General features: G+C 68.7%; 29 protein-coding genes. 8 read left to right on the forward strand and 21 right to left on the reverse strand.

Features of this window, described 5'->3' with window-relative positions:
• Window positions 1–49: 49 nt before the first annotated feature.
• On the reverse strand, window positions 50–784 hold the full coding sequence (locus PU630_RS10700) for a DUF5067 domain-containing protein (protein WP_275277054.1): 735 nt from the start codon (window positions 782–784) through the stop codon (window positions 50–52).
• A 121-nt stretch (window positions 785–905) separates the two neighbouring features.
• Between PU630_RS10700 and PU630_RS10705 the strand changes: the two genes are divergently transcribed.
• On the forward strand, window positions 906–1,859 hold the full coding sequence (locus PU630_RS10705) for a 1-phosphofructokinase family hexose kinase (protein ID WP_275277055.1): 954 nt from the start codon (window positions 906–908) through the stop codon (window positions 1,857–1,859).
• A 13-nt stretch (window positions 1,860–1,872) separates the two neighbouring features.
• Here the strand turns inward: PU630_RS10705 and PU630_RS10710 are convergent, their stop codons facing one another.
• From PU630_RS10710 to PU630_RS10765, 12 genes are all read right to left on the reverse strand, one after another.
• Window positions 1,873–2,529 (reverse strand): regulatory protein RecX, encoded by a 657-nt coding sequence (locus tag PU630_RS10710; RefSeq protein WP_275277056.1) that lies wholly within the window; start codon window positions 2,527–2,529, stop codon window positions 1,873–1,875.
• Window positions 2,530–2,531: 2 nt separating this feature from the next.
• Window positions 2,532–3,584, reverse strand: coding sequence for a recombinase RecA (gene recA / locus PU630_RS10715; RefSeq protein ID WP_275277057.1), 1,053 nt, complete (start codon window positions 3,582–3,584; stop codon window positions 2,532–2,534).
• Window positions 3,585–3,819: 235 nt separating this feature from the next.
• Complete coding sequence (locus PU630_RS10720) at window positions 3,820–4,041, reverse strand: DUF3046 domain-containing protein (protein ID WP_275277058.1); 222 nt, start codon at window positions 4,039–4,041, stop codon at window positions 3,820–3,822.
• 3 nt (window positions 4,042–4,044) lie between these two features.
• Window positions 4,045–4,353 carry a helix-turn-helix domain-containing protein gene (locus PU630_RS10725; RefSeq protein WP_275277059.1) on the reverse strand — a complete coding sequence of 103 codons (309 nt, stop codon included), beginning with the start codon at window positions 4,351–4,353 and terminating at the stop codon, window positions 4,045–4,047.
• 146 nt (window positions 4,354–4,499) lie between these two features.
• Entirely contained in the window at window positions 4,500–4,985 is a 486-nt protein-coding gene (locus tag PU630_RS10730; RefSeq protein ID WP_275277060.1) for a CinA family protein, read from the reverse strand.
• Window positions 4,982–5,554, reverse strand: a complete 573-nt coding sequence (pgsA, locus tag PU630_RS10735) for a CDP-diacylglycerol--glycerol-3-phosphate 3-phosphatidyltransferase (protein WP_275277061.1) — start codon at window positions 5,552–5,554, stop codon at window positions 4,982–4,984. The genes PU630_RS10730 and pgsA overlap by 4 nt, the downstream gene beginning before the upstream one ends.
• A 22-nt stretch (window positions 5,555–5,576) precedes the next feature.
• Window positions 5,577–8,273, reverse strand: coding sequence for an FtsK/SpoIIIE family DNA translocase (locus PU630_RS10740; RefSeq protein ID WP_275277062.1), 2,697 nt, complete (start codon window positions 8,271–8,273; stop codon window positions 5,577–5,579).
• A gap of 80 nt (window positions 8,274–8,353) precedes the next feature.
• Complete coding sequence (locus PU630_RS10745; protein WP_275277063.1) at window positions 8,354–10,033, reverse strand: ribonuclease J; 1,680 nt, start codon at window positions 10,031–10,033, stop codon at window positions 8,354–8,356.
• Complete coding sequence (gene dapA, locus PU630_RS10750) at window positions 10,030–11,007, reverse strand: 4-hydroxy-tetrahydrodipicolinate synthase (protein WP_275277064.1); 978 nt, start codon at window positions 11,005–11,007, stop codon at window positions 10,030–10,032. The genes PU630_RS10745 and dapA overlap by 4 nt, the downstream gene beginning before the upstream one ends.
• Window positions 11,008–11,095: 88 nt before the next feature.
• The gene (locus PU630_RS10755; protein ID WP_275277065.1) at window positions 11,096–11,854 is read right to left on the reverse strand and encodes an SDR family NAD(P)-dependent oxidoreductase; all 759 of its coding nucleotides are present in this window, start codon (window positions 11,852–11,854) and stop codon (window positions 11,096–11,098) included.
• A 38-nt stretch (window positions 11,855–11,892) separates the two neighbouring features.
• Complete coding sequence (locus tag PU630_RS10760; protein WP_275277066.1) at window positions 11,893–12,390, reverse strand: dihydrofolate reductase; 498 nt, start codon at window positions 12,388–12,390, stop codon at window positions 11,893–11,895.
• A 13-nt stretch (window positions 12,391–12,403) separates the two neighbouring features.
• Entirely contained in the window at window positions 12,404–13,240 is an 837-nt protein-coding gene (locus PU630_RS10765; RefSeq protein ID WP_275277067.1) for a thymidylate synthase, read from the reverse strand.
• 40 nt (window positions 13,241–13,280) lie between these two features.
• Here PU630_RS10765 and PU630_RS10770 point away from each other — a divergent pair, with 40 nt between their 5' ends.
• From PU630_RS10770 to PU630_RS10785, 4 genes are read left to right on the forward strand one after another with little or no spacing between them, the layout of a single operon-like run.
• On the forward strand, window positions 13,281–13,709 hold the full coding sequence (locus PU630_RS10770) for a thioredoxin family protein (protein ID WP_275277068.1): 429 nt from the start codon (window positions 13,281–13,283) through the stop codon (window positions 13,707–13,709).
• On the forward strand, window positions 13,702–14,277 hold the full coding sequence (locus tag PU630_RS10775; protein ID WP_275277069.1) for a DUF4395 domain-containing protein: 576 nt from the start codon (window positions 13,702–13,704) through the stop codon (window positions 14,275–14,277). The genes PU630_RS10770 and PU630_RS10775 overlap by 8 nt, the downstream gene beginning before the upstream one ends.
• A gap of 32 nt (window positions 14,278–14,309) precedes the next feature.
• On the forward strand, window positions 14,310–14,735 hold the full coding sequence (locus PU630_RS10780; protein ID WP_275277070.1) for an OsmC family protein: 426 nt from the start codon (window positions 14,310–14,312) through the stop codon (window positions 14,733–14,735).
• The gene (locus PU630_RS10785) at window positions 14,728–15,657 is read left to right on the forward strand and encodes a TIGR01777 family oxidoreductase (protein WP_275277071.1); all 930 of its coding nucleotides are present in this window, start codon (window positions 14,728–14,730) and stop codon (window positions 15,655–15,657) included. The genes PU630_RS10780 and PU630_RS10785 overlap by 8 nt, the downstream gene beginning before the upstream one ends.
• On the opposite strand, the gene PU630_RS10790 is transcribed toward PU630_RS10785, so the two are convergent.
• Both PU630_RS10790 and dapB read right to left on the reverse strand, forming a co-directional pair.
• Window positions 15,624–16,076 (reverse strand): tetratricopeptide repeat protein, encoded by a 453-nt coding sequence (locus PU630_RS10790; protein ID WP_275277072.1) that lies wholly within the window; start codon window positions 16,074–16,076, stop codon window positions 15,624–15,626. The genes PU630_RS10785 and PU630_RS10790 overlap by 34 nt on opposite strands.
• Entirely contained in the window at window positions 16,073–16,816 is a 744-nt protein-coding gene (dapB, locus tag PU630_RS10795) for a 4-hydroxy-tetrahydrodipicolinate reductase (RefSeq protein WP_275277073.1), read from the reverse strand. The genes PU630_RS10790 and dapB overlap by 4 nt, the downstream gene beginning before the upstream one ends.
• Before the next feature lie 53 nt (window positions 16,817–16,869).
• Between dapB and PU630_RS10800 the strand changes: the two genes are divergently transcribed.
• Complete coding sequence (locus PU630_RS10800; RefSeq protein WP_275277074.1) at window positions 16,870–17,340, forward strand: GNAT family N-acetyltransferase; 471 nt, start codon at window positions 16,870–16,872, stop codon at window positions 17,338–17,340.
• A gap of 5 nt (window positions 17,341–17,345) precedes the next feature.
• Here PU630_RS10800 and PU630_RS10805 read toward each other — a convergent pair whose 3' ends face one another.
• From PU630_RS10805 to PU630_RS10815, 3 genes are all read right to left on the reverse strand, one after another.
• Window positions 17,346–17,948 carry a histidine phosphatase family protein gene (locus tag PU630_RS10805; protein WP_275277075.1) on the reverse strand — a complete coding sequence of 201 codons (603 nt, stop codon included), beginning with the start codon at window positions 17,946–17,948 and terminating at the stop codon, window positions 17,346–17,348.
• Window positions 17,949–18,058: 110 nt separating this feature from the next.
• On the reverse strand, window positions 18,059–19,090 hold the full coding sequence (locus PU630_RS10810; RefSeq protein WP_275277076.1) for an aldo/keto reductase: 1,032 nt from the start codon (window positions 19,088–19,090) through the stop codon (window positions 18,059–18,061).
• Window positions 19,091–19,340: 250 nt separating this feature from the next.
• Window positions 19,341–21,620 (reverse strand): polyribonucleotide nucleotidyltransferase, encoded by a 2,280-nt coding sequence (locus PU630_RS10815; protein ID WP_275277077.1) that lies wholly within the window; start codon window positions 21,618–21,620, stop codon window positions 19,341–19,343.
• A gap of 306 nt (window positions 21,621–21,926) precedes the next feature.
• Between PU630_RS10815 and PU630_RS10820 the strand changes: the two genes are divergently transcribed.
• Together PU630_RS10820 and PU630_RS10825 are read left to right on the forward strand one after the other, a co-directional pair.
• The gene (locus tag PU630_RS10820) at window positions 21,927–23,129 is read left to right on the forward strand and encodes an aggregation-promoting factor C-terminal-like domain-containing protein (protein WP_275277078.1); all 1,203 of its coding nucleotides are present in this window, start codon (window positions 21,927–21,929) and stop codon (window positions 23,127–23,129) included.
• A 49-nt stretch (window positions 23,130–23,178) separates the two neighbouring features.
• Window positions 23,179–23,361, forward strand: a complete 183-nt coding sequence (locus PU630_RS10825; RefSeq protein WP_275277079.1) for a DUF5302 domain-containing protein — start codon at window positions 23,179–23,181, stop codon at window positions 23,359–23,361.
• An 18-nt stretch (window positions 23,362–23,379) separates the two neighbouring features.
• On the opposite strand, the gene PU630_RS10830 is transcribed toward PU630_RS10825, so the two are convergent.
• Genes PU630_RS10830 through PU630_RS10840 form a run of 3 tightly spaced genes read right to left on the reverse strand, consistent with a single transcriptional unit; the run spans window position 23,380 to window position 25,988 of the window.
• Window positions 23,380–24,144 carry a fructosamine kinase family protein gene (locus PU630_RS10830; RefSeq protein WP_275277080.1) on the reverse strand — a complete coding sequence of 255 codons (765 nt, stop codon included), beginning with the start codon at window positions 24,142–24,144 and terminating at the stop codon, window positions 23,380–23,382.
• Between the two features lie 3 nt (window positions 24,145–24,147).
• Entirely contained in the window at window positions 24,148–24,795 is a 648-nt protein-coding gene (locus PU630_RS10835; RefSeq protein WP_275277081.1) for an FMN reductase, read from the reverse strand.
• Window positions 24,792–25,988: an LLM class flavin-dependent oxidoreductase gene (locus tag PU630_RS10840; RefSeq protein WP_275280083.1), complete on the reverse strand. Its 1,197-nt coding sequence runs from the start codon at window positions 25,986–25,988 to the stop codon at window positions 24,792–24,794. Before PU630_RS10840 ends, PU630_RS10835 begins: the two co-directional genes overlap by 4 nt.
• Between the last annotated feature and the right edge of the window lie 53 nt (window positions 25,989–26,041).

Genomic DNA, 26,041 nt, shown 5'->3' on the forward strand with positions numbered 1-26,041 from the left:
GCGCCTGTCCATGCCCGACGCCAAGCTCGTTCCCTCTCCGCCGCGTCGGCTACTTGACGGTGAAGGTCTTCGTGACCGTCGGAGCGTCGTCGAAGCTCAGAAGATCCGACACCTCAATCGTGACGTCGTTCTTTCCATCAAGGTTGTATGCCCACTGCACGGGGATCGATTTGCCTGGCTTGATGTCCCTCGTCGCGCTCGAAGAGTCATATGCATCGTCCGTGAGGATCGCGTCGTCCAGCTCCACACCGTCCTGGAACGCCTTCGTCGACACGGCGAACATGAAGTTCGCAGCCTCATCACTGTTATTCGTGAAGGTGAAATCGACCACGAGGACCGGCTTGCCCTCGTAGTCCTTCGCCTGAGTGGCGTCATCTATGGTCACTGTGTAGTCGCTCTCCGTGTCTTCCTTCGCCGCCGTGGCGGCTTCTTCGGTGCCGGAGCCTGTGGATGACTGGGAACTGGTGGTCTCGGTCCCGAACGCTTCTGTAGCCGCGTTGGCGACGAGCGCGAAGAATACGACAAACCCGACGATCGTCCCAACAATCGCAAGCAAGAGGCCAGTAATCGCCGGCCACTTGCTTCCCTTGAGGAAAAGCGCAACGAGCGAGAGCACAAAGGCGATAGGCAGCAGGATCCAGCCGACGATGAGAGCGCCAGGAACGCACGCAAAGATGAATCCGATGACGGCGACTATCAGCGCGATGATGCTGAGCACGTGCGGCTTCTTCTTCGGTGCCGGTCCCGGCGCGGTGAACTCCGGTGCAGGAGGGGTGGCGGTCATACGGTTCCCTTCGGTCTGAGCTGTGTCGATGACGAATGCGCGCGGTCCATCGGGACATTCGTTCTCATAGCGAGAATATATTAATCCGCTCTCATAATCTGGACCTCGCTACTCTGGCGACATGTCCGACGATGCACGCCCCCACGCCCCCATCCTCACGGTCACCGTGAATCCTGCGCTCGACGTCACGACGTCAACAGAGCGCGTCGTTCCCGAGCACAAGCTGCGGTGCGGTGGCACACGGTTGGATCCCGGCGGCGGGGGTGTCAACGTCTCTCGTGCCATCCGGAACCTCGGCGGCATCACGACGACGCTGTACACGGCCGGCGGGCCCACCGGCCAGGCCTACCGGCAGCTGCTCGAAGCCGAAGGGCTCCCCGCTCGGGTGATCCCGATCGCCGGAAGCACCCGCGAGAGCTTCACCGTGGATGAGGACTCAACCGGGCAGCAGTTCCGCTTCGTGCTGCAGGGTCCTGAACTCGCCGAGCGCGAATGGCAGGCGGTCTTGAACGCCGTGGACCAGGACCTGCCAGAGGGCGGCTACATCGTTGCCAGCGGCAGTCTGCCGCCGGGGGTGCCCGATGACTTCTACGCCCGTGTCGCACGGCTCGCCTCCCGGCGCGGCGCCCACGCGATCATCGACGCGTCGGGACCCTCGCTGCGCGCCGCGCTCGACGAGCACGTGCATGTGGTCGCCCCCAGCAGGCGAGAGCTCGCCGAGCTCGTCGACGCCGACATTTCCGACCTCGACACGCAGATCCACGCGGCGCAGCAACTCATCGCCGACGGGCGCAGCGCCTACGTCGCCCTCACCCTGGGCGGGGCCGGTGCCGTGCTGGTCTCGCAAGACGAGGTACTCCAGCTACCGGCGGCGCCGGTCACCGTGCGCAGCACCGTGGGCGCCGGCGATGCCTTTCTCGCGGGGATGGTCCTGCGGCTGGCGCAGGGACGCGGCGGAGCGGAAGCCTTTCGCACCGCGATGGCGTGCGGCGCGGCCACCGCTGCGTTGCCGGGCACCGCGCTCGGCGACGCAGCCACCGTCGCACGCCTTGAGGAGGTGCTCGCCGCCGCGTGACGGCGAGGCCGCATCACTGTGCGAGTTCGTCCAGCGCCTGACGCGCGGCATCCATCGCCGCAGCGCCGTAGCCCCGGCGCGCGAGCTGCCCGATGAGACGACGCAGTGCCACGTCGTGTTCGAGTCCGCGCATGGAACGCGCCTTCTGCCGTGCGAACTCGAGAGCCCGCTCGGCGTCGTCATCGGGCAGGGCGGCCAGTGCCGCGTCGACGATCTCACGCGGGATCTTCCGCTTGGCCAACGACTGCGCTATCACCGTGCGTCCCTGGCCCTTGCGTTCCACCCCCGCCCGCACCAGCTGTTCGGCCAGCGCGCGGTCGTCGAGGTAGCCCCGACGCACGAAGTCGTGCAGCACTGCCTCGATCATCGTCTCGTCGAGGTCGCGCTCGGCGACGACGCTTCTAGCCTCCGACACCGACAGCTGACGCGTGCGCAGCTTGCGGGTGAGGTTGCGTTCGGCGATCTCACGCTCGATCTGCGTGCATTCATCGACCTCGTCGGCCATGCTCGAGAGATCGTCGTGGAGGTCGTCGTCGTCCCACGTCGTTCGCCACTGTGGTGTCGTTTCGACTCGCTTCGCTCGTGGGTCGGCCGACGAGTCGGCATCGGTCGCCCCGAAGAGCGGGATGACGGGGGCGAGCGTGTCGTCGCCCCCGTTGTCCGCAGCCACGATCAGGCCGGGCGCCGCTCGGCCAGCTCGTCTTCGACAGGCGTCTCAACGGCCTTGGGCACGCCGATACCGAGCTTCGTCTTGATCTTGCCTTCGATCTCGGCTGCGACATCCTCGTTCTTGATGAGGAAGTTGCGGGCGTTCTCCTTACCCTGCCCGAGCTGGTCGCCTTCGTACGTGTACCACGAGCCAGACTTCTTGACGATGCCCTGCTCGACGCCGAAGTCGATGAGACTGCCTTCTCGCGAGATGCCGATGCCATACAAGATGTCGAACTCCGCCTGCTTGAACGGCGGGGCCATCTTGTTCTTGACGACCTTCACGCGCGTGCGGTTTCCGACAGCGTCCGTCCCGTCTTTCAGCGTCTCGATGCGACGGATGTCGAGGCGCACGGACGCGTAGAACTTCAGCGCCTTGCCGCCCGCGGTGGTCTCGGGTGAGCCGAAGAACACGCCGATCTTCTCGCGAAGCTGGTTGATGAAGATCGCGGTCGTCTTCGTCTGGTTCAGTCCGCCGGTGAGCTTGCGCAGCGCCTGTGACATCAGGCGCGCCTGCAGGCCGACGTGCGAGTCGCCCATCTCGCCCTCGATCTCAGCGCGGGGCACGAGGGCCGCCACCGAGTCGATGACGACGAGGTCGATGGCGCCCGAGCGGATCAGCATGTCGGCGATCTCGAGCGCCTGCTCACCGGTGTCGGGCTGCGACACGAGCAGCTCGTCGATGTCGACGCCGAGCTTCTTCGCATAGTCGGGGTCGAGGGCGTGCTCGGCGTCGACGAACGCCGCGATCCCTCCGGCCTTCTGCACGTTGGCGATCGCGTGCAGCGTGAGCGTGGTCTTACCCGACGACTCCGGGCCGTAGATCTCGACGATGCGCCCGCGGGGCAGTCCTCCTACGCCGAGGGCCACGTCGAGAGCGATCGACCCGGTGGGGATCACTTCGACGGGAGCGCGCTCGTCGCTGCCCAGCCGCATGACCGAGCCCTTTCCGAACTGCCGGTCGATCTGCGCAAGAGCCGATTCGAGGGCCTTCTCGCGGTCTTGAGGTGTGGGCATGACGTGCTCCTTCTGCACTCGTGTTCCGTCGCCTGTAGGCTGTCGCGACCGCCCCGGAGGGGTGGATGCTGCGACAAGGCGTGGGTGTCGTTCGACGCTGTCTACGGTAGGGACGGGTTCCGACATCCAACGCCGGATCGCCCCAATCTGTGGACAAGAGCCTTCGCGACTCCCCTGTGCAGGAGCCTACGCGCACCTCGAAGCTATCTTCGACGACACGCCGCGCGGCGAACGGTCAGCGACGCGGTTCGAGGCGTCCCACACCATGACGGTGCGAGTCGGGCACATCCATCTCTTCGCAGAGCGCAAACCAGACGTCGCGCGGCGGAATGCCGGCATCCATCGCCTCAGTCGCCGTACGTCCGCCCAACGACGGCAGGGACAGATCCGCGATCAATGCCGCGCCTCGCGAGCCGAACTCGCCGGCGACCGCGCGCTGGAACTCGCTGCGCCGCACGCGTCAGCGCAACGACAGCTCGGGGCCGACCTCGGCCACGAGGTCGTCGGGGACGACGTCGGGGAAGGTCTGCAACCCCTCGAGCACGGAGATACGATCGCCGACCTCGCGCATGATGGTCGAAATCGGCACGTCGAGCGCCTCGGCGACCGAAGCGAGGATCTCGCTCGAGGCCTCCTTCTGACCACGCTCGACCTCACTGAGGTAACCGAGCGCGACGCTCGCGCGGCCGGCGACCTGTCGGAGGGTATGCCCCTTCTGCTGGCGGAAGTCGCGCAGCACTTCGCCGACCTCTTGTCGAACCAGGATCATTTCGGCCCCCTCCTCACCGTGATTCCCTCGCTGTCCGGGTGCATAACAGTACAACACCTGTGCCGGTCAGACTAATCCCACGCTCTGTGGAAAACATGGGAATCGCCGAATGAAACGCAACTGTGACGCCGGGTGTTCCCGACGTGTCAGAGTGCGTCGACGAGTGCCCGCAGCGCGTGCCGGACGGTCGCGCGGCGGATCTCGTCCCGACCGCCGTCGAGCGTGAGAGTCACGGCCCGCGTGCCCTCCGGCGTCGACACGCCGATGTGCACCGTGCCGACCGGTTGTCCGTCCTGGGCGTCCGGCCCGGCGACCCCGGTGGTGGCCACACCGACGTCGGCACCGACGCCCTCGCGCCCGGTGACGGTGCGCACCCCAGCGGCCATCTGCCGTGCGACCTCCGGATGCACCGCGCCGTGTGCGGCCAGGAGCGCGGCATCCACCCCCAAGATCGTGTGCTTCAGATCTGTGGCGTATGCGACGACGCCGCCGCGCACGTGCGCTGAGGCCCCGGGCACGTCGACGAGCGACGCGACCAGCAGTCCCCCGGTGAGCGACTCGGCGACGCCGATCGACCATCCGCGCTCCCCCAGTCGCCGCAGAACCTCTTCGGCCTCTGGCAGAGCCGTCATCGGGTCGCCCTCTTCGCGCGCGCCGCCCGCACCTCGGCGACGACATAGTCGATGCCGCTGGCCACGGTGAGTACGACGGCGATCGCCATCAGCACCCAATTCACCCACACAACCCAGTCGCCTATGAGCGTGAAGAACGGCAGCAGCGCCAGACTCAGCGCCACCGCCTGCGCCACGGTCTTCAGCTTGCCCATCCATGCCGCCGCGAGCACGTGGTCGCCCACGACGATGAAGCGGTAGACCGTGATGCCGAACTCGCGCACCAGCACGATGATCGTGACCCACCACCAGAGCTCGCCGAGGATCGACAGGCCCACGAACGCACAACCGGTGAGCACCTTGTCGGCGATCGGGTCGAGGATCTTGCCCAGGTCGGTGACGATGTCGTTCTTGCGCGCTATGTGCCCGTCGATGCCGTCGGTGGCGATCGCGACGATGAACAGCACCGCCGCCCACCACCGCAGCGGCCCATCGGCGCCGGCGTCGGCCAGCAGCATCCACAGGAAGACCGGCGCGCACAGAATGCGCACGATCGTGATCGTGTTGGGCAGTTGGCGGGGAACGCTCACCGTCTCAGTATCCCAGCTCCGCTCACTCGCGGCCGGTCAGGCCCCAGGCGTCTTCGTCGCCGTCGGCCTCGACCTCCGGCAGCCCGTCGAACTGCGCCTCGACCGGGTCCCCGCTGTACGGCTCGGGAGGGGTGGTGGATGCCGCGGCCGGCGCCGGCGGCTCGTCTCCGCGCAGGCGTGCCAGCACCTCGGGCAGCTGCTCGGGCGCCACCAGCACATCGCGCGCCTTCGACCCCTCGGAGGGGCCGACGATCTCACGCGACTCCAGCAGGTCCATGAGGCGCCCCGCCTTCGCGAATCCCACGCGGAGTTTTCGCTGCAGCATCGACGTCGAGCCGAACTGCGTCGAAATGATCTGCTCGGCCGCCGCCAGGAGGAGCTCGAGGTCGTCGCCGATGTCGGCGTCGACCTCCTTACGCTGCACGACCGCCTGCACGTCGGCGCGATATTCGGGCTTGGCCTGGTTCGTGACGTGCTTGACGACGCGCTCGATTTCAGGCTCGCTGACCCAGGCGCCCTGCACACGGATGGACTTGGACGCCCCCATCGGGAGGAACAATCCGTCGCCCTGACCGATCAGTCGGTCGGCGCCGGGCTGATCGAGGATGACGCGCGAGTCGGTGACGCTGGTCACTGCGAACGCCAGACGTGACGGCACGTTCGCCTTGATGAGGCCGGTGACCACGTCGACCGAGGGCCGCTGGGTGGCCAGCACGAGGTGGATGCCGCTCGCCCGAGCGAGCTGGGTGATGCGCACGATCGAGTCCTCGACGTCGCGCGGGGCGACCATCATGAGGTCGGCGAGCTCGTCGACCACGACCAGCAGGTAGGGATAGGGCTTGAGCACCCGCTCACTGCCCGGCGGCAGCTGGATCTCGTCGGCGATCACGGCCTTGTTGAAGTCGTCGATGTGGCGGAAGCCGAACGACGCGAGGTCGTCGTATCGCATGTCCATCTCTTTGACGACCCACTGCAGCGCTTCGGCCGCCTTCTTGGGGTTCGTGATGATGGGGGTGATCAGGTGCGGCACCCCGGTGTAGCTGGTCAGTTCGACGCGCTTCGGGTCGATGAGAACCATGCGCACCTCACTGGGCTTGGCACGCATGAGTAGGCTCGTGATCATCGAGTTGACGAAGCTCGACTTACCCGAGCCGGTGGCCCCGGCCACGAGCAGGTGCGGCATCTTCGCGAGGTTGGCGACCACGAAACCGCCGCCGACGTCTTTGCCGACGCCGATCGTCATCGGGTGGTGCGAGTTCTGGGACGCCGGCGAGCGCAGCACATCGCCGAGCGTGACGATCTCGCGGTCGGTGTTGGGGATCTCGACGCCGATCGCCTTCTTACCGGGGATCGGGGCGAGGATGCGGACCTCGTTGGATGCGACGGCATAGGCGATGTTGTTGGTGAGAGCCGTGATGCGCTCCACCTTGACCCCGGGCCCGAGCTCGATCTCGTACTGGGTCACCGTCGGCCCGCGGGAGAAGCCGGTGACTCGCGCATCGACCTTGAACTCGCGCAGAACATTGGTGACCGCCGCGACGACCATGTCGTTGGCCTCTGAGCGTGTCTTGCCCGGCTCACCGGCGACGAGGTTCTGTGCGGAGGGAAGCGTGTAGGGCGCCGATGGCGGAGCGCCGTTGCCGGTGCCGCCGATGCCGGTGAATCCGGGCAGCTCGCCGTCGACGGGACCGGTGTCACTGTCGTCGGAGAGGCCGGTGGCCGATGCCCCGGCCACCGCGCGCTGCGCGCCCGCGAGCACCTTCGGGTCGATGATCTCGGTCGCGGCCTCGGGAGACACAGCCGGTGCCGGGTCGGGGGCGATCGCCTGCTCGAAGCCGCCGTGGTCGTCGGCGGGGGTGAGCAGCGTCGTGAGATCGTCCGAGCCGAGGTCTCCGTCGACATCCTTTTCGCGGCCGGTCTTGTTGCGGCGCCACCAGGGCAGCTTGTCGTCGGCGCCCGCATCGTCGTCGGGCTCGGCGAACGCGACGGTCTTCGCCGTGGACGGATCGGCTTCGGCCTTCTCGACGCGCTCGGCCCCGAACATCCACGCGTAAAGGTCACCCAGCCGCTGACCGATACGGTTCGGCGGGGTGCGGGTGATGATCAGCACGCTCAGGGCCGCCAACAGTGCCAGGACAGCCGTGCCGCCGGGCACGGTGAGGTAGCTCAGCGGAGCGCCGATCATCCAGCCGAACAGCCCGCCCGCGACGCTGAGCGCCGGCAGACCGTCGCGGGGATTCGGCAGGCCGCCGTACAGATGACAGAAACCCGCGATCGACCAGACGAACAGCACGAAGCCGATGCCGATGCGTCCGTTGTCGTGCACCGATGCCGGGTGTCGGAAGAGCCAGCCGGCCAGCAGCATGAGCAGCACCGGCATGATGAAGGCGGTGCGCCCGACGAGCCCGCCCACGGAGTAGGCGCTGATGTTCGCCGAGGCCGGCGAACCGATCAGGAACCACTCCACGACGGCGCCGGCGACTGCGAGCAGCACGATCAGGAACGGGAAGCCGTCGCGGCGCTGATCCTTCTCGAGAGTCTCGGGGCCGAACGCCCGGAACAGCCCACCGACGACATGGGCGAGCCCCAGCCAGGCGCGAACGACGACCGGTGGCTTCTCCGGCTCGCCGACGTAGCGCTTGGGGGCCGGTGCCGGCTTCTTGGCACGCGACGAGGAGCCCTTGGCGGGCGTACGACTGCTCGTGGTGCTCTTCGGCATTGCTCCACGGTATCGCGTGGCGCCGACATTTCCGCGGAACGACGCGGTTTTCCCGTCGTTCCGGCTCTGCGGCCCTGTCGCTACGCCTCGATCACCAAGGGAACGATCATCGGGCGTCGACGCAGACGCTGGTTCACCCAGCGGCCTATTGTGCGACGCACGACCTGCGAGAGCGCATGGTTGTCGCGCACACCCGCGTGGACGGCCTCAGCCAGCGCCGCGGCGATCTTGGGCTTGACGTCTTCGAACACCGCGTCGTCTTCGGCGAAACCGCGCGCGTGCACCTCGGGCCCGGAGACGACCCTCCCGGTGGCGGAGTCGACGACCACGATCACGGAGATGAACCCCTCTTCGCCGAGGATCCGGCGGTCCTTCAGGTCAGCGTCCGTGATCTCTCCGACGGTCGAGCCGTCGACGTACACGAAGCCGATGTCAAGCTGCCCGACCACCTTCGCAACGCCGTCGCGCAGGTCGACGACCGTGCCGTTCTCGCCGAGGATCGTCCGCTCGGCAGGCACCCCGGTGTCTTGTGCCAAAGCGGCGTTGGCGCTCAAGTGCCGGTGCTCGCCGTGGATCGGCATGACGTTGCGCGGGCCGACGATGTTGTAGCAATAGAGCAGCTCGCCGGCGGCGGCATGACCCGATACGTGCACCTTCGCATTGCCCTTGTGCACCACGGTGGCGCCGAGCTTCGTGAGCCCGTCGATCACGCGGTAGACGGCGTTCTCGTTGCCGGGGATGAGGCTGGATGCCAGGATCACCGTGTCGCCGGGGCCCGGTTCGATCGCGTGGTCGAGGTTGGCCATCCGACTGAGGACGGCCATCGGCTCGCCCTGCGAGCCCGTGGACATGTAGACGATCTTGTCGTCGGGCAGGTCCTTGGCCTTCTTGTAGTCGATGAGCACACCCTCGGGCACGTTCAAGTACCCGAGCTGCTCGGCGATCGTCATGTTGCGCACCATGCTGCGGCCGAGGAACGCAACCCGGCGCCCGTGGGCTGCCGCCGCGTCGATCACCTGCTGCACGCGATGCACGTGGCTCGAGAAGCTCGCGACGATCACGCGACGCGGCGCCTTGCCGATCACCTGGTCGAGCACCGGGCCGATCGACCGCTCGAGCGCGGTGAACCCGGGCACATCGGCGTTGGTGGAGTCGACCATGAACAGGTCGACTCCCTCTTCGCCGAGCCGCGCGAAGGCGCGCAGGTCGGTGAGCCGGCCGTCAAGCGGCAGCTGGTCCATCTTGAAGTCGCCGGTGGCCAGCACCGTGCCGGCCACGGTGCGGATGGCCACCGCGAGCGCGTCGGGGATCGAGTGGTTCACCGAGACGAACTCGAGGTCGAACGGCCCGACCTGCTCGCGCTGCCCCTCTTTCACGGTCAGGGTGTACGCCTTCAGCCGATGCTCCTTGAGCTTGGCCTCCACGAGGGCGAGGGTCAGCCCCGAGCCGATCAGCGGAATGTCGGGCCGGTGCTTGAGCAGGTACGGCACGGCGCCGATGTGGTCTTCGTGGCCGTGCGTGAGCACGATTCCGTCGACGTCGCCGAGCCGATTCTTGATCGGCTCGAAGTCGGGGAGGATCAGATCGACGCCCGGCTGGTTCTCTTCGGGGAAGAGCACACCGCAGTCGACGATGAGCAGGCGCCCGTTCAGCTCGAACACGGTCATGTTGCGGCCGACCTCGCCGAGGCCCCCGAGCGGGGTGATGCGCAGGGTGTCGGGCTCGAGCGCGGGCGGCGCGAGGACCTCTGCGAAGCTCATCGGGTCGTCCCCGAGATCTTCGGCAGTGCGCCGCCGGCGGCCGCATTGCGGTCGGGGCGGAAGTTGGAGAAGTCGACGCCTTCGACGTCGGCGACCAGTGCGAGCTCGTCTTCGATGATGGCGGCCTCCCATTCTTCAGGCCCCACCAGGGGCAGTCTGACCCGCGGACTGGAGATGCGCCCCAGACCATGCAGGATGTACTTCGCCGACACGGTGCCGGGCACATGCGTCATGACCGCGCGCACGAGCGGCTCGAGCCTCTTGTGCTCGGCGGTCGCCGCAGCGAGGTCGCCGCGGTTCACGGCATCCACGATCGTCCGGTACGGCTGCGCGGCGATGTTCGCCGTCACGCCGACCAGGCCGGTCGCGCCGATCGCCAGGTGCGGCAGCACGTTGGTGTCGTCGCCGGAGAAGTACATCAGGTCCGTCTGATTGAGCACGCGCGAAACCTCGCTGAAGTTCCCCTTCGCATCCTTCACGGCGAGGATGTTGGGATGCTTCGCGAGGCGCAGCAGCGTCTCATAAGCGATCGGCACACCGGTGCGCCCGGGGATGTCGTAGAGCATCATCGGCAGATCGGTCGCGTCGGCGACGAGCCGGAAGTGCGTGAGGATGCCGGCCTGCGTGGGCTTGTTGTAGTACGGCGTGACGACGAGGATGCCGTCGGCGCCGGCCTTGGCGCTGTCGCGGTACAGCTGGATCGCGTGCGCGGTCTCATTCGACCCGCCGCCCGTGATGATCTTGGCGCGACCTGCGGCGACGTCCTTGCCCATCTCGACGAGGCGGATCTTCTCGGCGTCGGTCAGCGTGCTCGTCTCGCCGGTGGTCCCGGTGACGACGAGGCCGTCCGCTCCGGCGGAGACCACGTCGTCCATGTGCTTCTCCACAGCAGGCCAGTCCACCTCGCCGTCCGCCGTCATCGGCGTGACGAGGGCGACGAGTACCTGCCCGAAGGGATTGCCCGCGTGAGTCATGCTCTCAGGCTATCGGTTCGCTGCCGCGCGGTGCGCGCGGACCGCCCCCGCATAGCGCACGACCTCGCCCTCGTCGACGGTGAAGCGATCAGCGCCCGCGCTGCCCCAGGCCCGCGACAAGGCGGTCGGGCAGCAGCGGCAGCAACCGACGGATGAGCTTGTAGCGCAGCGACGGCACCGACACGGCCCGGCCCCGGGCGAGGTCGCGCAGTGACTCGCGCACGACGGTCGCAGCATCCAGCCACATCCACCCGGCGATGCCCTCCTGTCCGGGCTGCAGGCCGAGCCGCTCGTGGAAGTTCGTGTGCACGAATCCGGGGCACACGGCCGTGACCGTTACGCCGCGCGGGCCGTAGGTGACGTTCGCCCAGCGGGTGAACGAGACGAGCCACTGCTTGACGGCGCCGTAGGTCGAACGCGGCATGAAGGCGGCGATCGAGGCGACGTTGAGGATGCGCCCGTGGCCCCGCTCGAGCATCGGCCCCAGCGCCGCATGCATGAGCCGCAGCGGGATCTCGTCGTGCAGTCGCAGGTGCCGCACCTCGGCCTCGACATCATTGCGCTCGAACGCGAGGGACATGCCGAACCCCGCGTTGTCGACGAGGATCTCGACGGGATGCTGCGCGTCGACGACCCGCGCGATCACCGCGGCGAGCGCCTCGGCGTCGAGCAGATCGGCCACGAGCACCTCTGCTTCGCGCCCGCGTTCGCGCACCTGCGTGGCAACGGCGTCGAGCGCCGCGGCGTCGCGGCCGACGAGCACCAGGTCGGCACCTCGATCCGCCAGTTGCCGCGCGTACTCCGCGCCCAGCCCCGAACTCGCCCCTGTCACCAGTGCCGTCACCATGGCCGACAGGCTAACGCCTGCCGCGCGGCAGCCGCGCGTCAGCGCTCGTAGCGCACGAAGCGGTAGCGGATGCCGCTGCGCGACGTGTGCCACCCGTCCGCCGGGTCGGACGCCACGACCCGCCATCCCTCGGTGCTCGGCGCCGTCGTGTCGCCGGCGACGTCGAGGTCGAGCTCGGTGACTTCGAGCCGGTCGGCACGGGCGAGCGCCTCGCGGTAGACCTGGCCGCCGCCGATGATCCACGTCCGGCCCGTGCCCGTCCCCGGGTCGCCCTCCGCGGCCAGCGCGAGCGCGGCATCCACCGACGCAGCAGGCTCGGCCCCCGCCGCAGTCCACCCGTCGTTGCGCGTGACGACGATGTTGCGCCGGCCCGGCAGCGGCCGGAAGCGCTCGGGAAACGACTCCCAGGTCCGTCGACCCATCACCACAGGCGCACCCATCGTGATCTCTTTGAAATGCGCCATGTCTTCCGGCACGTGCCAGGGCATGCCGCCGTCGGCACCGATGACCCCGCCGCGGGCCTGCGCCCAGATCATGCCGACCAGCATGTCAGACGGCCACCGCAGCGCGGATCGTCGGGTGGTGCTGATAATTCTCCACGACGATGTCGTCGTACTCGTAGTCGGAGATCGACGCGGGCTTGCGGGCGAACCGCAGCGTCGGGTACGGGTACGGGTCGCGGCTCAGCTGTTCGGCGACCTGCTCGCGGTGGTTGTCGTAGATGTGGCAGTCGCCGCCGGTCCACACGAACTCGCCCGGCTCCAGGCCCGTCTGCTGCGCCACCATGAGCGTCAGCAGCGCGTACGAAGCTATGTTGAACGGCACGCCGAGGAACAGGTCGGCGCTGCGCTGGTACAGCTGGCACGACAATCTTTCGTCGGCGACGTAGAACTGGAACAAGGCGTGGCAGGGCGCCAGCGCCATCTGCGGGATCTCACCCACGTTCCACGCCGACACTATGAGGCGCCGCGAGTCTGGCGTCTCGCGGATCTGCTCGATCACCTGCGAGATCTGGTCGATGTGGGAGCCGTCGGGCGTCGGCCATGACCGCCACTGCACGCCGTAGACCGGACCGAGCTCACCCGCGGCATCCGCCCACTCGTCCCAGATCGTGACGCCGTGCTCGCGCAGCCATGCCACGTTCGACTCGCCCCGAAGGAACCACAGCAGCTCGTACGCGACCGACTTGAAATGCACGCGCTTGGTCGTGATGAGCGGGAACGACCGCGACAGGTCGAAACGGATCTGACGCCCGAACACGCTGGTCGTACCGGTGCCTGTGCGGTCGCTCTTGTGGGTGCCGTGCGCGAGCACGTCGCGCAGCAGGTCCTCGTACGGCGTGGAGATGCTCACGCCTGCCACGATACCGCCGACATAGTCCGTCATCCTGGCCCGGCACCGGCGCGGCGACGGTTACCGTCGGAGCATGCCCCCGTGGATCGCCGTGCTCGTCGTCGTCGCACTCGTCTCGGTCACCACTCTTGTCGGCTGGGCGCTGCGGCGACGCGAGAGCCGCCCGCGACGAGCCGTCGCGACCGGATCGGAATGGCTCGACGCCGGCGCCCGCGGAGCACAGGCCACCCTCGTGCAGTTCAGCACCGAACTGTGCACCCGCTGCCCTCAGGTGCGACGGATGCTGCACACCATCGCGGGCGAGGCCGACGGCGTCGCCCTCGCCGAAGTCGATCTCACCCATCGCGCCGACCTGGCGACGCGCCTGCACATCCTGCAGACGCCGACCGTGTTCGTGCTGGATGCCACGGGTGCCGTCCGCTCGCGGTTCGCCGGCGTGCCGCGCAAGGATGCCGTCGCCGCCGAGCTCGACCGCGTGATCGGAGACCCCGCCCATGTCTGACGGCCCCGTCGGAATCGACCCGCGCGGCCCGCGCTTCGGCGCCGCCATCACCTCGCTCCTGCTGCTGTTCGTCATCGTGCTCGGGCTGACCGGGATCTCCACGGCGCAGGGCGCCGCCAGCTTCGGCTGGTTCGCGTACCAGCCGCTGTCGAGCCAGACCTTCTTCCCCCTGTCGTTCATCCTCGTCACCGCGCCGATCGGGGCGCGCATCCTCGACCCGGCGTTCCTCCTCCTGCTCGTGGTGGCGCTCCTCTTCCTGTGGGGAGTCCTCTCGCCGCGCACGGCCCCCTGGGGCGCCCTGTACCGGAAGCTCGTGCAGCCGCGGCTGGCGCCGCCGGCCGAGCTCGAGGACCCGCGCCCCCCGCGCTTCGCACAGGGCGTCGGACTGCTCGTGAGCGTCATCGGCCTGGCCCTGCAGCTCTGCGGCGTGCCGTGGGGGCTGCCTATCGCCGCGGCGGCCGCCTTCATCGCGGCGTTCCTGAACGCGGCCTTCGGGTTCTGCCTCGGCTGCCAGCTGTACCTGCTGCTGCAACGGGCGGGCCTCGTCGGGCGTCGCTCGGCCGCGTAGGCTGGGCGTCACGCCGACCGACGGAGGACCCCATGAGCGTGACCAGCGAAGCCACCGCCCAGTGGAAGGGCACACTGTTCGAAGGATCCGGCCAGGTGAGCCTGACCAGTTCGGGCCAGGGGCCCTATCCCGTCAACTGGAAGGCCCGCAGCGAGGGCTCCGAATCGGTGACCACTCCTGAAGAGCTGATCGCCGCCGCCCATGCCTCCTGCTACTGCATGGCGCTCTCGAACGCTCTCACACAGCACGGCGTGCCGCCGCAGAGTCTCGAGGCGTCGGCATCCGTCACCTTCACCCCCGGCACCGGGATCACCGGTAGCCACCTGAACGTCTCGGCGGTCGTGCCGGGGATCGACGAGGCCGACTTCGATCGCATCGCCGAAGAGGCCAAGGCCGGGTGCCCGGTCTCGCAGGCCTTGGCGGGGGTCGAGATCACCCTCGAGGCATCGCTTGGCTGAGGTCTCCCCCGCTGCCCGCCGCATCGTCGTGGCGGGCGCCTCCGGCCTCATCGGCCGGGCGCTCGTCGCGTCGTTGCGCGCGGACGGCATCGCGGTGACGCGCCTGGTGCGGCGCGCGCCGCGCACCCCCGATGAGGTTGAGTGGCTCACCGCCGCCGAGCCTCTCGATCCCGACGTGCTGGCAGGCGCCGACGCCGTCGTCGGCTTGAACGGCGCGAGCATCGGCCGCCTGCCGTGGACCGCCCGCTATCGCAGCACGCTGCTGTGGTCGCGCCTGACTCCCACGCGCACGCTCGCCGCCGCTGTGCGAGCACTGGGCTCCGACGCCCCGGCACTGGTCAACGCCTCGGCGGTCGGCTACTACGGCAGCGCACCGGGTGCGCCGCTGCGAGAAGACGCCGGGCCGGGCAACACGTTCCTCGCCCGGCTGTGCGTGGAGTGGGAGGATGCGGCGCTCCGCGCCGGCACGCAGACCCGGGTGGCCCTGCTGCGGACAGCTCCCGTCATCCACCGCGACGGTGTGCTGGCGCCGCTGATCGCCCTCACCCGGATGGGCCTCAGCGGGCCCCTCGCCCGCGGCACCCAGGTGTGGCCGTGGATCTCGCTCGACGACGAGGTGCGCGCCATCCGGCACGTCATAGATGCCGAGGTCGACGGGCCGGTGAACCTTGCCGCCCCCACGCGCGCAACCGCGAACGACATCGGGTTCGCGCTCGCGGTGCGGATGAACAAGCCGTACCTGTTGCGGGCACCCGCGTGGGCCTTGCGCCTCGCGCTCAGTCGCGCAGCGGCCGACGGTCTGCTCCTGGCCGATGCGCATGTCGTGCCCGGCGTTCTGGGCGCCACCGGTTTCTCGTTCCGGCACACCGACCTCGACGACGCCGTCGCTCAGGTTCTGTCGGATTCCAGCTTGAGCGACTGACGGATCGCGCTGCGCGCCCGCTTGCGGTCGCCGGCGGCGTCGTATGCGAGCCCGAGACGGTACCAGGCCCGCCAGTCGTCGGGCCTCTGCTGGACGGCTTCGCGGTAGCGCGGGAACACGCCGTCGGCATCATCACGCACGACCCGGCCGCTGCTGTACACGGCGACGTCGTCGTCGGGCAGCCCGCCTTCGGTCTCGAGGCGGCGTCCCGCGCGCTCCGCACGAACACCGAACCACAGTTCGCGGGCGATGGCCCACGCGGCGATCACCGGCAGGATCACCAGGCACACGCCTATGATGATCGCCACCGGCCGTCCGGTCGCCAGCATGATCCACGCCGATCGCGCGATCACGACGAGGTAGATCACGAGCGCCACCACGATGACGCCGATGACGATGCGGGTCTTGAACGCCTTCATCGCCGGCCGAGGCCGATGTCGATGAAGCTGTCAAGTCCGACGACCACTCCGCGCGCCTCCACGGCATGCTGCAGGGCGAGACGGATGCCGGGGGCATAGGCCGCGGCCGAGTCGACGGTGTCGTGCACGATCGACAGCGACTCGCCGGCGCCCGACAGGATGACCTCCTGCCGAGCGATGACACCGGGGCGGCGGAGCGAGTGCACCGGCACGGAGGCCACTTGCTGTCCGCGAGCACGTTGGTCGACGTGCGGGGCGAGCACCGGACCCTGCTCGGTACGCGAAGCCGCGATGAGCTCGGCGGTGCGCACGGCGGTGCCGCTGGGCGAGTCGACCTTCGTGTCGCGATGCGCCTCCACGATCTCGGCCGACGGGAAGAACGGGGCGGCCGCGGCCGCGAGCGCCGAGCCCAGCACCGAGCCGAGCGAGAAATTCGGGATGAACACCGCGCCGGTGCCGGCGGCCTCGACGAGCGGACGCACAAGCGCGATCCGCTCGGACGACCATCCGGACGTGCCGATGAGGATGTTGATGCCGCGTTCCACAGCCGCGCGAACGACGTCGACGGAGACGGCCGGGGTCGAGGCATCCACCACCAGATCAGCGCCGCCGATGAGCGCTATGTCATCGCGCGACGACAGGGTCGCGTGCACGTCGAATCCGTCTTCGGCCTCAACGACCGAACGGATGATGCCGCCGAGCTTACCCGTGCCGCCCACGATCGCCACACGTGTCGTCATGACTCCAGCCTACGGTGCGCGGCGTGGCGCGGACGCACGGATACGCTCGTTCCATGGCGTCTGTACAGCCCCTTCCCGTCGACGACCCGATCTCGCGCGGACTGCTCGCGGACTACGTCGCGATGCGGGCCGCGAGCTTTCCCGGTCAATACACGCCGGCGAGCCCGCCGCGCGCGATGTTCGAGCCGCCGGCGGGCATCTTCCTGGTCGTCCGCGACGACGAGGAACAGGCGGTGGGATGCGGCGGCATCCGGCGCCTGCCCGACAGCGGCACGGGCGTGCGCTACGAGGTCAAACACCTCTTCTTGAAGCCGTCCACCCGCGGACGGGGGTGGGGCCGGATGCTACTGAACGAGCTCGAGCGGCATGCCCGTGAGTGGGGCGCCACCGAGCTCGTCCTCGACACTCATCACACGCTGACCGCCGCGGGCGGACTCTACGCGTCATCCGGGTTCGTCGAGATCGAGCCCTACAATGACAACCCCAACGCCACGCGCTGGTACGGCAAGGCGCTCGGGTCCTAGCCCGATCACACCGGCAGCGACTCAGGCAGGCCTGTCTGCAACTCGAACGGCAGATGGGCGAGGTCATTGTGGGTCAGCAGGGTCCACGGGCGTCCCGGCTTCTGGGAGATCACGGTCAGTCCGCAGTGCGCCTGATTGAGCGTCATCCACCGCCACTCCGGCATCTGCAGAACCTCGCGCACGAACCAGGCGATCACGAAGTTGTGGGTGATGAGCACTTCATGCACATCGCCCTGCTTCCGCACAAGGAACGCGTTGATCGCATCGTTCATCTGTGCCCGGCCCGCGTCGATCTCCTCTTCCGTGACCGAGCCGAAGAACGGCTCGTACACCGCCGGGGTCTCTTCGGTCATCCCGGTCGGCACGCAGTCGAACAGCAGCGCAGAAGGCTGCGGGTCGACCGCCGGCAGCCGGTCGGCGACGGCGCGGGCCGTCTCGGCGGCGCGCTCGAGCGGTGAGTGCCAGACCGCGCTCAGCGGCAGTCCCGACAGTCGATCGGCGAGCGCCTCAGCCTGACGGCGGCCACGCGGCGACAACGGTCCGTCGGCCACCCCCTGGTCCGCATCCTGATGCTCGCCGTGCCGCACGAGGTAGATGTAATGCGTCACGGGCTCTCTCTCTTCATCGGGGGAGGTAGGCGGGCCGAAGCCCCTCTTCCACCCTAAGCGACCGCGCCGTGGCACGGCGCCGCGTGGGCCGGGTCAATGCGCGAGAGGGTTCACGCGGCGGCGCGTGCGATCTCCGCCAGCTGCATGCGGCTGAGCCGCACTCCCACGCCCTGCACGAGCTCTTCGACATGGTCGGGCGCGTACGCGTTGACGATGGGCGCCGTGATGGCACGTTGTGCGAGCAGCCAGCCCACGGCGACGGCTGCGGTCGGCACGGCCAGCTCGATGCCGACCGCGTCGAGCGCCCGCAGCGTGCGCGCGCCACGACGATTCATGTTGCCGGCGATCTGCGAGCCGCGCACCGAGCGGCCGACGTCACCGCGCGTGCGGTGCCGCCCCGACAGGTACCCGTGCTCAAGCGCGTGCGAGGGCGTGACGGCGATCCCCTGTGCACCGACGACGAGTCGCAGGTCATCGTCGAAGTCGCGGCGGCGCAGCACGTTGAAGGGCACGTCGATGACGGTGAGCCGCGGATATCCTGCGGACGAGAGGATGCGCGCCTCGACCAGTTGCTCCGCGGTGAAGCCGTACGCGCCGATGCTGCGCGCCTTGCCCGACTCGACGAGCCACTCCGCGGTGGCGAGCGTGTCTTCCATCACGGCGACGCCGGCTGTGGCATCCACGTACAGAACGTCGATGCGATCGGTGTTCAGGCGAGTGAGGGATGCCTCGACCGCGCGTACCAGGTTGACCGGGTCGGTTCCGGGGTTGTCGGGGTGACCGCCCACGCGAACGGCGAGAACGGTGTCGTCGCGGGTGCCACGCGTGCGCAGCCACTCGCCGATGATGTGCTCGCTACGGCCGCCGGTGAAACCATCGGCGGTGTGCAGCGCGTTGCCGCCGAGCTCGCAATACCGGTCGAGGATCTCATGGCTTGCTTCGAGGTCGACGTTCCAGCCGAACTCTGCGCCTCCGAGCATCAGCGGGAAGACATCGATGCCGGTATCGCCCAAGCGCGTGCGCACGGCGGCGCCGACCGGGTCGCCCTGCACGGGGATGGGAGCCGACGGGTGCACCGGGAGCGGAGGCACCCGCCTGGTGACGGCGTTCGTCTGCTGCGCATCGGTGTCGGCGCGACTCATCCCTCACCCCCTCACGAATCGATGCGATCCGCGTGATCACTGTGCGCGCCCCCCGGCGCGTACTACGAGGGTAAGTCACGCGGTGTGACGATCAGCACCACTGAAGGCCATCAGAGTAAACATTCCGTAACGCTTTGTCGACATCCGCGCCCGCTGTCCCCCGTTCGGCGGACAAACGCGCCGTGACCCGGACAAAAAGGATGCCCGCCCCCGGAGTGGGGACGGGCATCCGATCTCAGATCAGATCGAGTCAGCCTTCGGCAGGCCCCACCGGACCCTGGTTGGCGGCGTCGCGCCCCTCCTGGTCGGCGGCCTCTTCGAGGACGGGCTCCAGCGACAGCTTGCCGCGGTCGTCGATCTTCGTGATGCGCACCAGCATCTTCTTGCCGACCGACAGCACGTCGTCGACGTTCTCGACGCGCTTCCCGCCGTTGATCTTGCGGATCTCGCTGATGTGCAGCAGGCCGTCCTTGCCGGGCAGCAGCGAGATGAACGCGCCGAACGTCGCGATCTTCACGACGGTGCCGAGGAACTGCTCGCCGACCTCCGGGTTGGTGGGGTTGGCGATCGCGTTGACCTGGGCCCGCGCGGCCTCGGCCGACGGTCCGTCGACGGCGCCGATGTAGACGGTGCCGTCCTCCTCGATGGAGATGTCGGCGCCGGTCTCGTCCTGGATGCCGTTGATCGTCTTGCCCTTGGGGCCGATCAGCTCGCCGATCTTGTCGACCGGGATCTGGACGCTGATCACACGCGGCGCGGTCGGAGCCATCTCGTCCGGGCCGTCGATGGCGGCGTTCAGGACGTTCAGGATCGTGATGCGCGCGTCGTGCGCCTGCTTGAGCGCCGCCGACAGAACCTGCGACGGGATGCCGTCGAGCTTCGTGTCGAGCTGGATAGCGGTGACGAACTCGCTGGTGCCGGCGACCTTGAAGTCCATGTCACCGAGGGCGTCCTCGGCCCCCAGGATGTCGGTCAGGGCCGCGTAGCGGGTCTGGCCGTCGACGGTGTCGGAGACCAGGCCCATCGCGATGCCGGCGACCGGAGCGCGCAGCGGCACACCGGCGTTCAGCAGCGACAGGGTCGAGGCGCACACCGAGCCCATCGACGTCGAGCCGTTCGAGCCCAGCGCCTCCGAGACCTGACGGATCGCGTACGGGAACTCCTCGCGGCTCGGCAGCACCGGAACGAGCGCGCGCTCGGCCAGGAACCCGTGGCCGATCTCGCGACGCTTGGGGCTTCCGACCCGGCCGGTCTCACCGGTCGAGTAGGGCGGGAAGTTGTAGTGGTGGATGTAGCGCTTGTGCGTGACCGGCGACAGCGAGTCGATCTGCTGCTCCATCTTCAGCATGTTCAGCGTCGTGACACCCATGATCTGGGTCTCGCCGCGCTGGAAGATGGCCGAGCCGTGCACGCGGGGCACGACCTGCACCTCGGCGTCGAGCGGACGGATGTCGGCAAGGCCACGTCCGTCGATGCGCACGCCCTCGGAGAGAATCCGACCGCGCACGATCTTCTTGGTGACGGCCTTGTAAGCGCCCGAGAACTCGGTCGCGGCGATCTCGGCCAGTTCACCGGCTTCGACGGCGGCAACGAGCTCACCCTTGACGCGCTCCTTGATGGCGTCGTCGGCGTTCTGACGCTCGATCTTGTCGGCGATCTGGTAGACGCCGGCGAGCTCGTCGTAGGCGCGCTTCGCGACGAAGTCGTAGGTCTCCTGCGAGTAGGGCAGGAAGACCGGGTACACGCCCGGCTCCTTCGCGGTCTTCGCCGCCATCTCGGCCTGCGCCTGCACGAGCTGCTTGATGAAGGGCTTGGCGGCCTCCAGGCCCCCGGCCACGACCTCTTCGCTCGGCTTGGTGGCGCCGCCCTTGATAAGGTTCCAGCTGTGCTCGGTGGCTTCGGCCTCGACCATCATGATCGCGACGTCGCCGTCGTCGAGCACGCGGCCGGCGACCACGAGGTCGAACACGGCGTCTTCGAGAAGCTGCGCGTTCGGGAACGCGACCCACTGGTCCTCATGCTCGCCGTGACCCGGGATGAGGGCCAGGCGGACACCGGCGATCGGGCCGGAGAACGGCAGACCCGAGATCTGCGTCGAGGCGGATGCGGCGTTGATAGCGAGGGCGTCGTAGAACTCGCCCGGTGCGATCGAGAGGACGGTGATGACGATCTGGACCTCGTTGCGCAGGCCGTCGACGAACGACGGGCGCAGCGGGCGGTCGATCAGTCGGCACACGAGGATCGCGTCGGTGGACGGACGACCCTCGCGGCGGAAGAACGAGCCGGGAATCTTGCCGGCGGCGTACGAGCGCTCCTCGACGTCGACGGTCAGCGGGAAGAAGTCGAACCCTTCACGAGGGTGCTTGCCGGCGCTGGTCGCCGACAGCAGCATGGTGTCGTTGTCCAGGTAGGCGGCGACGGCGCCCTGCGCCTGCTGGGCAAGTCGTCCGGTTTCAAACCGGACGGTACGGGTGCCGAAGCGACCGTTGTCCAAAACGGCCTCGGCGGCGGTGATTTCAGGACCTTCCAAGAGGTCTCTCCTTCTTTGTTTAGACTCGTCCGCGCGTCTCGCGGGCGAGTGGTTGCGAAGGAGCAGAAGCAGGCAGATATGAGCGCGCGCCGACGTCGTGCATGCACGACGACATCGCGTAGGCCGCTTGCGCTGGTCACCAGTAGAAGATCACCCTCGAGTCGAGAGGAACCCACCACAGGGGACCAGCTTCCTGCCCGCCTGCTCCATGAGCTCAGTATTCAATTGAGCGGATGCCACAAGGCAGCCTTCACGAGCTTATCAGGGCATTGCCCGATATCGCGGATCGCGCGTAGCCTGTTCTGCATGCCCATCGCTGGATGGCGCGCCCTCTCCCGTCTGGTGACGAGCGCGACCGTCGCCGCGGCGGTGATGCTGCTGGCACCGTCGGTGGCGGGCGCGGCGCGCGCGGGCGAGGAGACGCCGCCGCCGACAGCACCGGGATACCCCACCTGGGCTGAAGTGCAGGCGGCACGCGACAGTACCGAGGCGACGGCGACGGAGATCGCTCAGGTCGACGACGCGCTGACCGCCGCTCTGGATGCCGCTGCCACGGCGTCACAGAAGGCGGTCACCGCCCAGGCCGCTGCACAGAAGGCCCAAGCCGCCAGCGAGGCCGCCGGCCACCGAGCGGATTCACTCACCGCCCGCGCCGACGCGGCGGCCGCCAGATCGCGGCGCAGCACCGCCACCATCGCCGAACTCGCGCGCACGCTCGCGGCGGCCGAAGGTCAGCAGGGGTTCACCGTGCAACTCCTCGCCTCCGACGACCCGGACGAGCTGCTCGCGCGGCTGAACGCACTGTCGAACCTGACCGGCTGGTGGCACGACGCCGCCGCCACGGCCCGCGCCGACGAAGAGACGGCGGCCTCGCTTCGCGACCGCGCCCTCGCCGCCCAGGCCCAGCGAAAGCGTCTCGCCGACGAGGCGGATCGAGCCGCCAGGGCGGCGGCGACGGCCGCCGACGAGGCCAACGCCCTCGCGGCGCAGCTGCAGCAGAACATCGACACGCTGTACGCCCAACTCGCGGTTCTCCAGGATTCCACCGCGGCAACCGAGCGCCGATACGACATCGGCGTGCGCGTCGCCGCGCAAGCGCCCGATCAGCAGAACCGGCGCGAGAAGGCGGCCTCGAACGAGGAGTCGGCCGCGGCCCCCGCCTCCGTCGGAACCGCCACGCCGCTCGGCGGCGCCCTCTCCCCCTCCGAGGCACGGGCGTATGCGCAGCGCGCGATCCGCACATACGGCTGGGGCGACGCGCAGTACGTCTGCCTCGTGAAACTGTGGAACATGGAGTCGGGGTGGCGCTGGAACGCGCTGAATCCATACAGCGGCGCGTATGGGATTCCGCAGGCACTGCCGGCGCGCAAGCTGGCCGCGGCCGGCGCCGACTGGCGCACGAACGCCGCGACCCAGATCCAGTGGGGCCTCGCCTACATCTCCGACCGCTACGGCACGCCGTGCGGAGCATGGCGTCATGAGATGAGTCACGACCCGCACTGGTACTGACGACACACCCGCCGTGTCGAACCCGCCTCGTGATGGGTACGCTGAAGACATGAGCAACGACGAGAACCCGGGTGCGGCATCCGACGAGATGAAGCGCAAGTTCCGCGAGGCGCTCGACAAGAAGAGCGCGCACCAGCGCGACGGGCAGTCACATCTCGATGGACAGGGCGCCGTGAACGAGCCGCACGGCCGGGCCGGGCACAAGCGGGAGTTCCGCCGCAAGAGCGGGTGAGCTGACTCTGACCCGCCGTCACCGCGCGAGTGCGAGCGTCCGACGCGCGGCATCCACCAGTTCCGCACCGTAGGCCGGTCCGTGACCGACCGCGTGCACAGCCAGCGGATGCAGCTGGTGCACGGGCACTCGGTCACGCCACCCTGCCCTCAGCGGGTGAGCCCGCTCATATGCACCGACGATGATGTCGAGGTGCGGACAGCCGAACAGGTCGAGCATGGCGAGATCCGTCTCACGATGCCCGCCATGGGCTGCCGGATCGATGAGCACCACGCCCTCGGGTGACCACAGCACGTTGCCGTTCCACAAATCGCCGTGGATGCGCGCGGGCGGCTCGTCGTCGTCGAAGGCGCCCGCGGCGATGACGTCGCACGCCTGCTCGACGACAGTCGCGTCGGCAGGAGTCAGGTTGCCGGCCTCGACCGCCGGCGCCACAAACGCCCGGACTCGCTGCTCGGCGTAGAAAGCACCCCAGTTCTTCTCGGGGCGGCACGACTGCTGCAGGCGTCCGATGAAGACAGGCCCATCCCAGCCGTCGGGCTTCGCACCGAAGGCGGCGGCGCCGGCGTCGTGCATGATGGCGAGGGCTTCGCCGAAGGATGCCGCGGCCGCAGCATCCACTCTCCCGGTCTCAATGCGCTCGAGGACGATGCGGCCTGGCGAGACCTCGATGACCCGGGCGATACGAGCGCCTCTTGCGGCAGCCAGCCAGCGCAGCCCCGCCGCCTCGGCCTCGAAGAAGCGAGCCGGGGCGCCAGGGCGCGTCTTGACGACCGGGTTCACGGATCAGTTCCCCGCGAAGCCGCCGAGCAGGTGGTCGAACGAGCTGCCCCCGCGCAGGTAGTTCTCCGGGTCGAACGGGTCGGAGTTCGAGGCGGGTTCCCGCCGTGCGACGGCGTCGGCGAGTTCGGCCGCGCCCTTCTCGATGCGCTCGCCCAACGTCGCGACCTGGTCGCCGGCACTCCCCCAGTCGTCGCTCGCGGCGAACACGCCCGTCGAGACGGCGTCCGCGTGCAGGTACGCGAACAGCGGTCGGATGGCGTAGTCGATCGCCAACGAGTGCCGGGGCGTGCCGGCCGTCGCACCGATGAGCACCGGCTTGCCGATCAATGCGTCCTTGTCGAGCACGTCGATGAACGACTTGAACAGCCCGGAATAGCTCGTCGAGAAGATCGGCGTCACCACGATCAGGGCATCGGCCGACACGACGGTGTTGATCATCGACTCGAGTTCGGCGCCGGCGAACCCGGTGAGCATGTTGTTCGTGATGTCGTGCGCGGCGTCACGCAGCTCGAAGGTGTCGACGGTCGCGGTGATCCCGCGCTCATCCAGGTGCTTCACGACCGCCGCCGAGAGGCGATCGGCCAGCATCCGTGTCGACGACGGGGTTGACAGCCCCGCGGCGACGACGGCGACGCGCCGGGCGGCGCTCATCGCGCACCGCCCAAGCCGAACGCGGCTCCCTGCGGCGTCGGAGTGTCCTGATAGGGCGAACCGCCGGTCACGTTGTCGCCGCGGTTGGCGTTCGGGCGGGGCTGGCGCACCGGCCCGTCGCCGTACGCGGTCTTCACGAGCCCGGCGTGGGTCGGGGCGTCGGGAACGGTCGCGGGCCGGTTCTTCGCGAGCTCCTTGCGCAGCACCGGGACGACCTCGCCGCCGAGGATGTCGATCTGCTCGAGCACGGTCTTCAGAGGCAGGCCGGAGTGATCCATGAGGAACAGCTGGCGCTGGTAGTCGCCGAAGAGGTCGCGCATACCCGCGTACCGGTCGATGACCTGCTGCGGCGAGCCGACCGTCAGCGGCGTCATCTTCGTGAAGTCCTCCATGGACGGGCCGTGGCCGTACACGGGCGCGTTGTCGAAGTAGGGGCGGAACTCATTGATCGCGTCCTGCGAGTTCTTGCGCATGAACGCCTGACCGCCCAAGCCCACGATGGCCGTCTCCGGATCGCCGTGACCGTAGTGCGCCCAGCGTTGGCGGTACAGCTCGATGAGGCGCTGGTAATGCTCGGCAGGCCAGAAGATGTTGTTCGCGAAGAAGCCGTCACCGTAGTACGCTGCCTGCTCGGCGATCTCGGGCGTGCGGATCGACCCGTGCCAGACGAACGGCGGCACGCCGTCGAGCGGGCGGGGCGTGGAGGTGAAGCCCTGCACCGGGGTGCGGAACTTGCCGTCCCAGTCCACGATGTCTTCACGCCACAGCTTGTGCAGCAGGGCGTAGTTCTCGATGGCCAGGGGCAGACCCTGCCGGATGTCTTTGCCGAACCACGGGTACACCGGGCCGGTGTTGCCGCGGCCCAGCATGAGGTCGGCGCGGCCGCCGGAGACGTGCTGGAGCACCGCGAAGTCTTCGGCGATCTTCACCGGGTCGTTCGTCGTGATGAGGGTCGTCGCCGTCGAGACAATGAGGCGCTCGGTCTGCGCGGCGATGTAGGCGAGGGTGGTCGTCGGCGACGACGACCAGAACGGCGGGTTGTGGTGCTCGCCGATCGCGAACACGTCGAGGCCTACCTCTTCGGCGTGCTTGGCGATGGTCAGGGTCGCCTGGATGCGCTCCGCCTCGCTCGGCGTCACGCCGGTGGTGGGGTCCTGCGTGATGTCGCTCACGGAGAAGAGGCCGAACTGCATCTGGCCGGCCGCGTCTGTCTCACTCACGTCGTCTGCTCGCTTTCCGGATGCTC

The organism is Microbacterium horticulturae (assembly GCF_029094505.1).
GTDB lineage: Bacteria > Actinomycetota > Actinomycetes > Actinomycetales > Microbacteriaceae > Microbacterium > Microbacterium horticulturae.

What these genes read in the sequence shown, in the direction of transcription:
- PU630_RS10835 (WP_275277081.1), bottom strand. Translation starts at nt 24,795, where the DNA reads ATGAGCGCCGCCCGGCGCGTCGCCGTCGTCGCCGCGGGGCTGTCAACC.
- PU630_RS10725 (WP_275277059.1), bottom strand. Translation starts at nt 4,353, where the DNA reads ATGATCCTGGTTCGACAAGAGGTCGGCGAAGTGCTGCGCGACTTCCGC.
- PU630_RS10840 (WP_275280083.1), bottom strand. Translation starts at nt 25,988, where the DNA reads ATGCAGTTCGGCCTCTTCTCCGTGAGCGACATCACGCAGGACCCCACC.
- PU630_RS10740 (WP_275277062.1), bottom strand. Translation starts at nt 8,273, where the DNA reads ATGCCGAAGAGCACCACGAGCAGTCGTACGCCCGCCAAGGGCTCCTCG.
- recA (WP_275277057.1), bottom strand. Translation starts at nt 3,584, where the DNA reads ATGCCCACACCTCAAGACCGCGAGAAGGCCCTCGAATCGGCTCTTGCG.
- PU630_RS10730 (WP_275277060.1), bottom strand. Translation starts at nt 4,985, where the DNA reads ATGACGGCTCTGCCAGAGGCCGAAGAGGTTCTGCGGCGACTGGGGGAG.
- dapA (WP_275277064.1), bottom strand. Translation starts at nt 11,007, where the DNA reads ATGACTCACGCGGGCAATCCCTTCGGGCAGGTACTCGTCGCCCTCGTC.
- PU630_RS10810 (WP_275277076.1), bottom strand. Translation starts at nt 19,090, where the DNA reads ATGAGTCGCGCCGACACCGATGCGCAGCAGACGAACGCCGTCACCAGG.
- PU630_RS10790 (WP_275277072.1), bottom strand. Translation starts at nt 16,076, where the DNA reads ATGAAGGCGTTCAAGACCCGCATCGTCATCGGCGTCATCGTGGTGGCG.
- PU630_RS10760 (WP_275277066.1), bottom strand. Translation starts at nt 12,390, where the DNA reads ATGATCTGGGCGCAGGCCCGCGGCGGGGTCATCGGTGCCGACGGCGGC.
- PU630_RS10800 (WP_275277074.1), top strand. Translation starts at nt 16,870, where the DNA reads ATGGCGTCTGTACAGCCCCTTCCCGTCGACGACCCGATCTCGCGCGGA.
- PU630_RS10770 (WP_275277068.1), top strand. Translation starts at nt 13,281, where the DNA reads ATGCCCCCGTGGATCGCCGTGCTCGTCGTCGTCGCACTCGTCTCGGTC.
- PU630_RS10755 (WP_275277065.1), bottom strand. Translation starts at nt 11,854, where the DNA reads ATGGTGACGGCACTGGTGACAGGGGCGAGTTCGGGGCTGGGCGCGGAG.
- PU630_RS10820 (WP_275277078.1), top strand. Translation starts at nt 21,927, where the DNA reads ATGCCCATCGCTGGATGGCGCGCCCTCTCCCGTCTGGTGACGAGCGCG.
- PU630_RS10825 (WP_275277079.1), top strand. Translation starts at nt 23,179, where the DNA reads ATGAGCAACGACGAGAACCCGGGTGCGGCATCCGACGAGATGAAGCGC.
- dapB (WP_275277073.1), bottom strand. Translation starts at nt 16,816, where the DNA reads ATGACGACACGTGTGGCGATCGTGGGCGGCACGGGTAAGCTCGGCGGC.
- PU630_RS10745 (WP_275277063.1), bottom strand. Translation starts at nt 10,033, where the DNA reads ATGAGCTTCGCAGAGGTCCTCGCGCCGCCCGCGCTCGAGCCCGACACC.
- PU630_RS10775 (WP_275277069.1), top strand. Translation starts at nt 13,702, where the DNA reads ATGTCTGACGGCCCCGTCGGAATCGACCCGCGCGGCCCGCGCTTCGGC.
- PU630_RS10705 (WP_275277055.1), top strand. Translation starts at nt 906, where the DNA reads ATGTCCGACGATGCACGCCCCCACGCCCCCATCCTCACGGTCACCGTG.
- PU630_RS10780 (WP_275277070.1), top strand. Translation starts at nt 14,310, where the DNA reads ATGAGCGTGACCAGCGAAGCCACCGCCCAGTGGAAGGGCACACTGTTC.
- PU630_RS10765 (WP_275277067.1), bottom strand. Translation starts at nt 13,240, where the DNA reads ATGACGGACTATGTCGGCGGTATCGTGGCAGGCGTGAGCATCTCCACG.
- PU630_RS10700 (WP_275277054.1), bottom strand. Translation starts at nt 784, where the DNA reads ATGACCGCCACCCCTCCTGCACCGGAGTTCACCGCGCCGGGACCGGCA.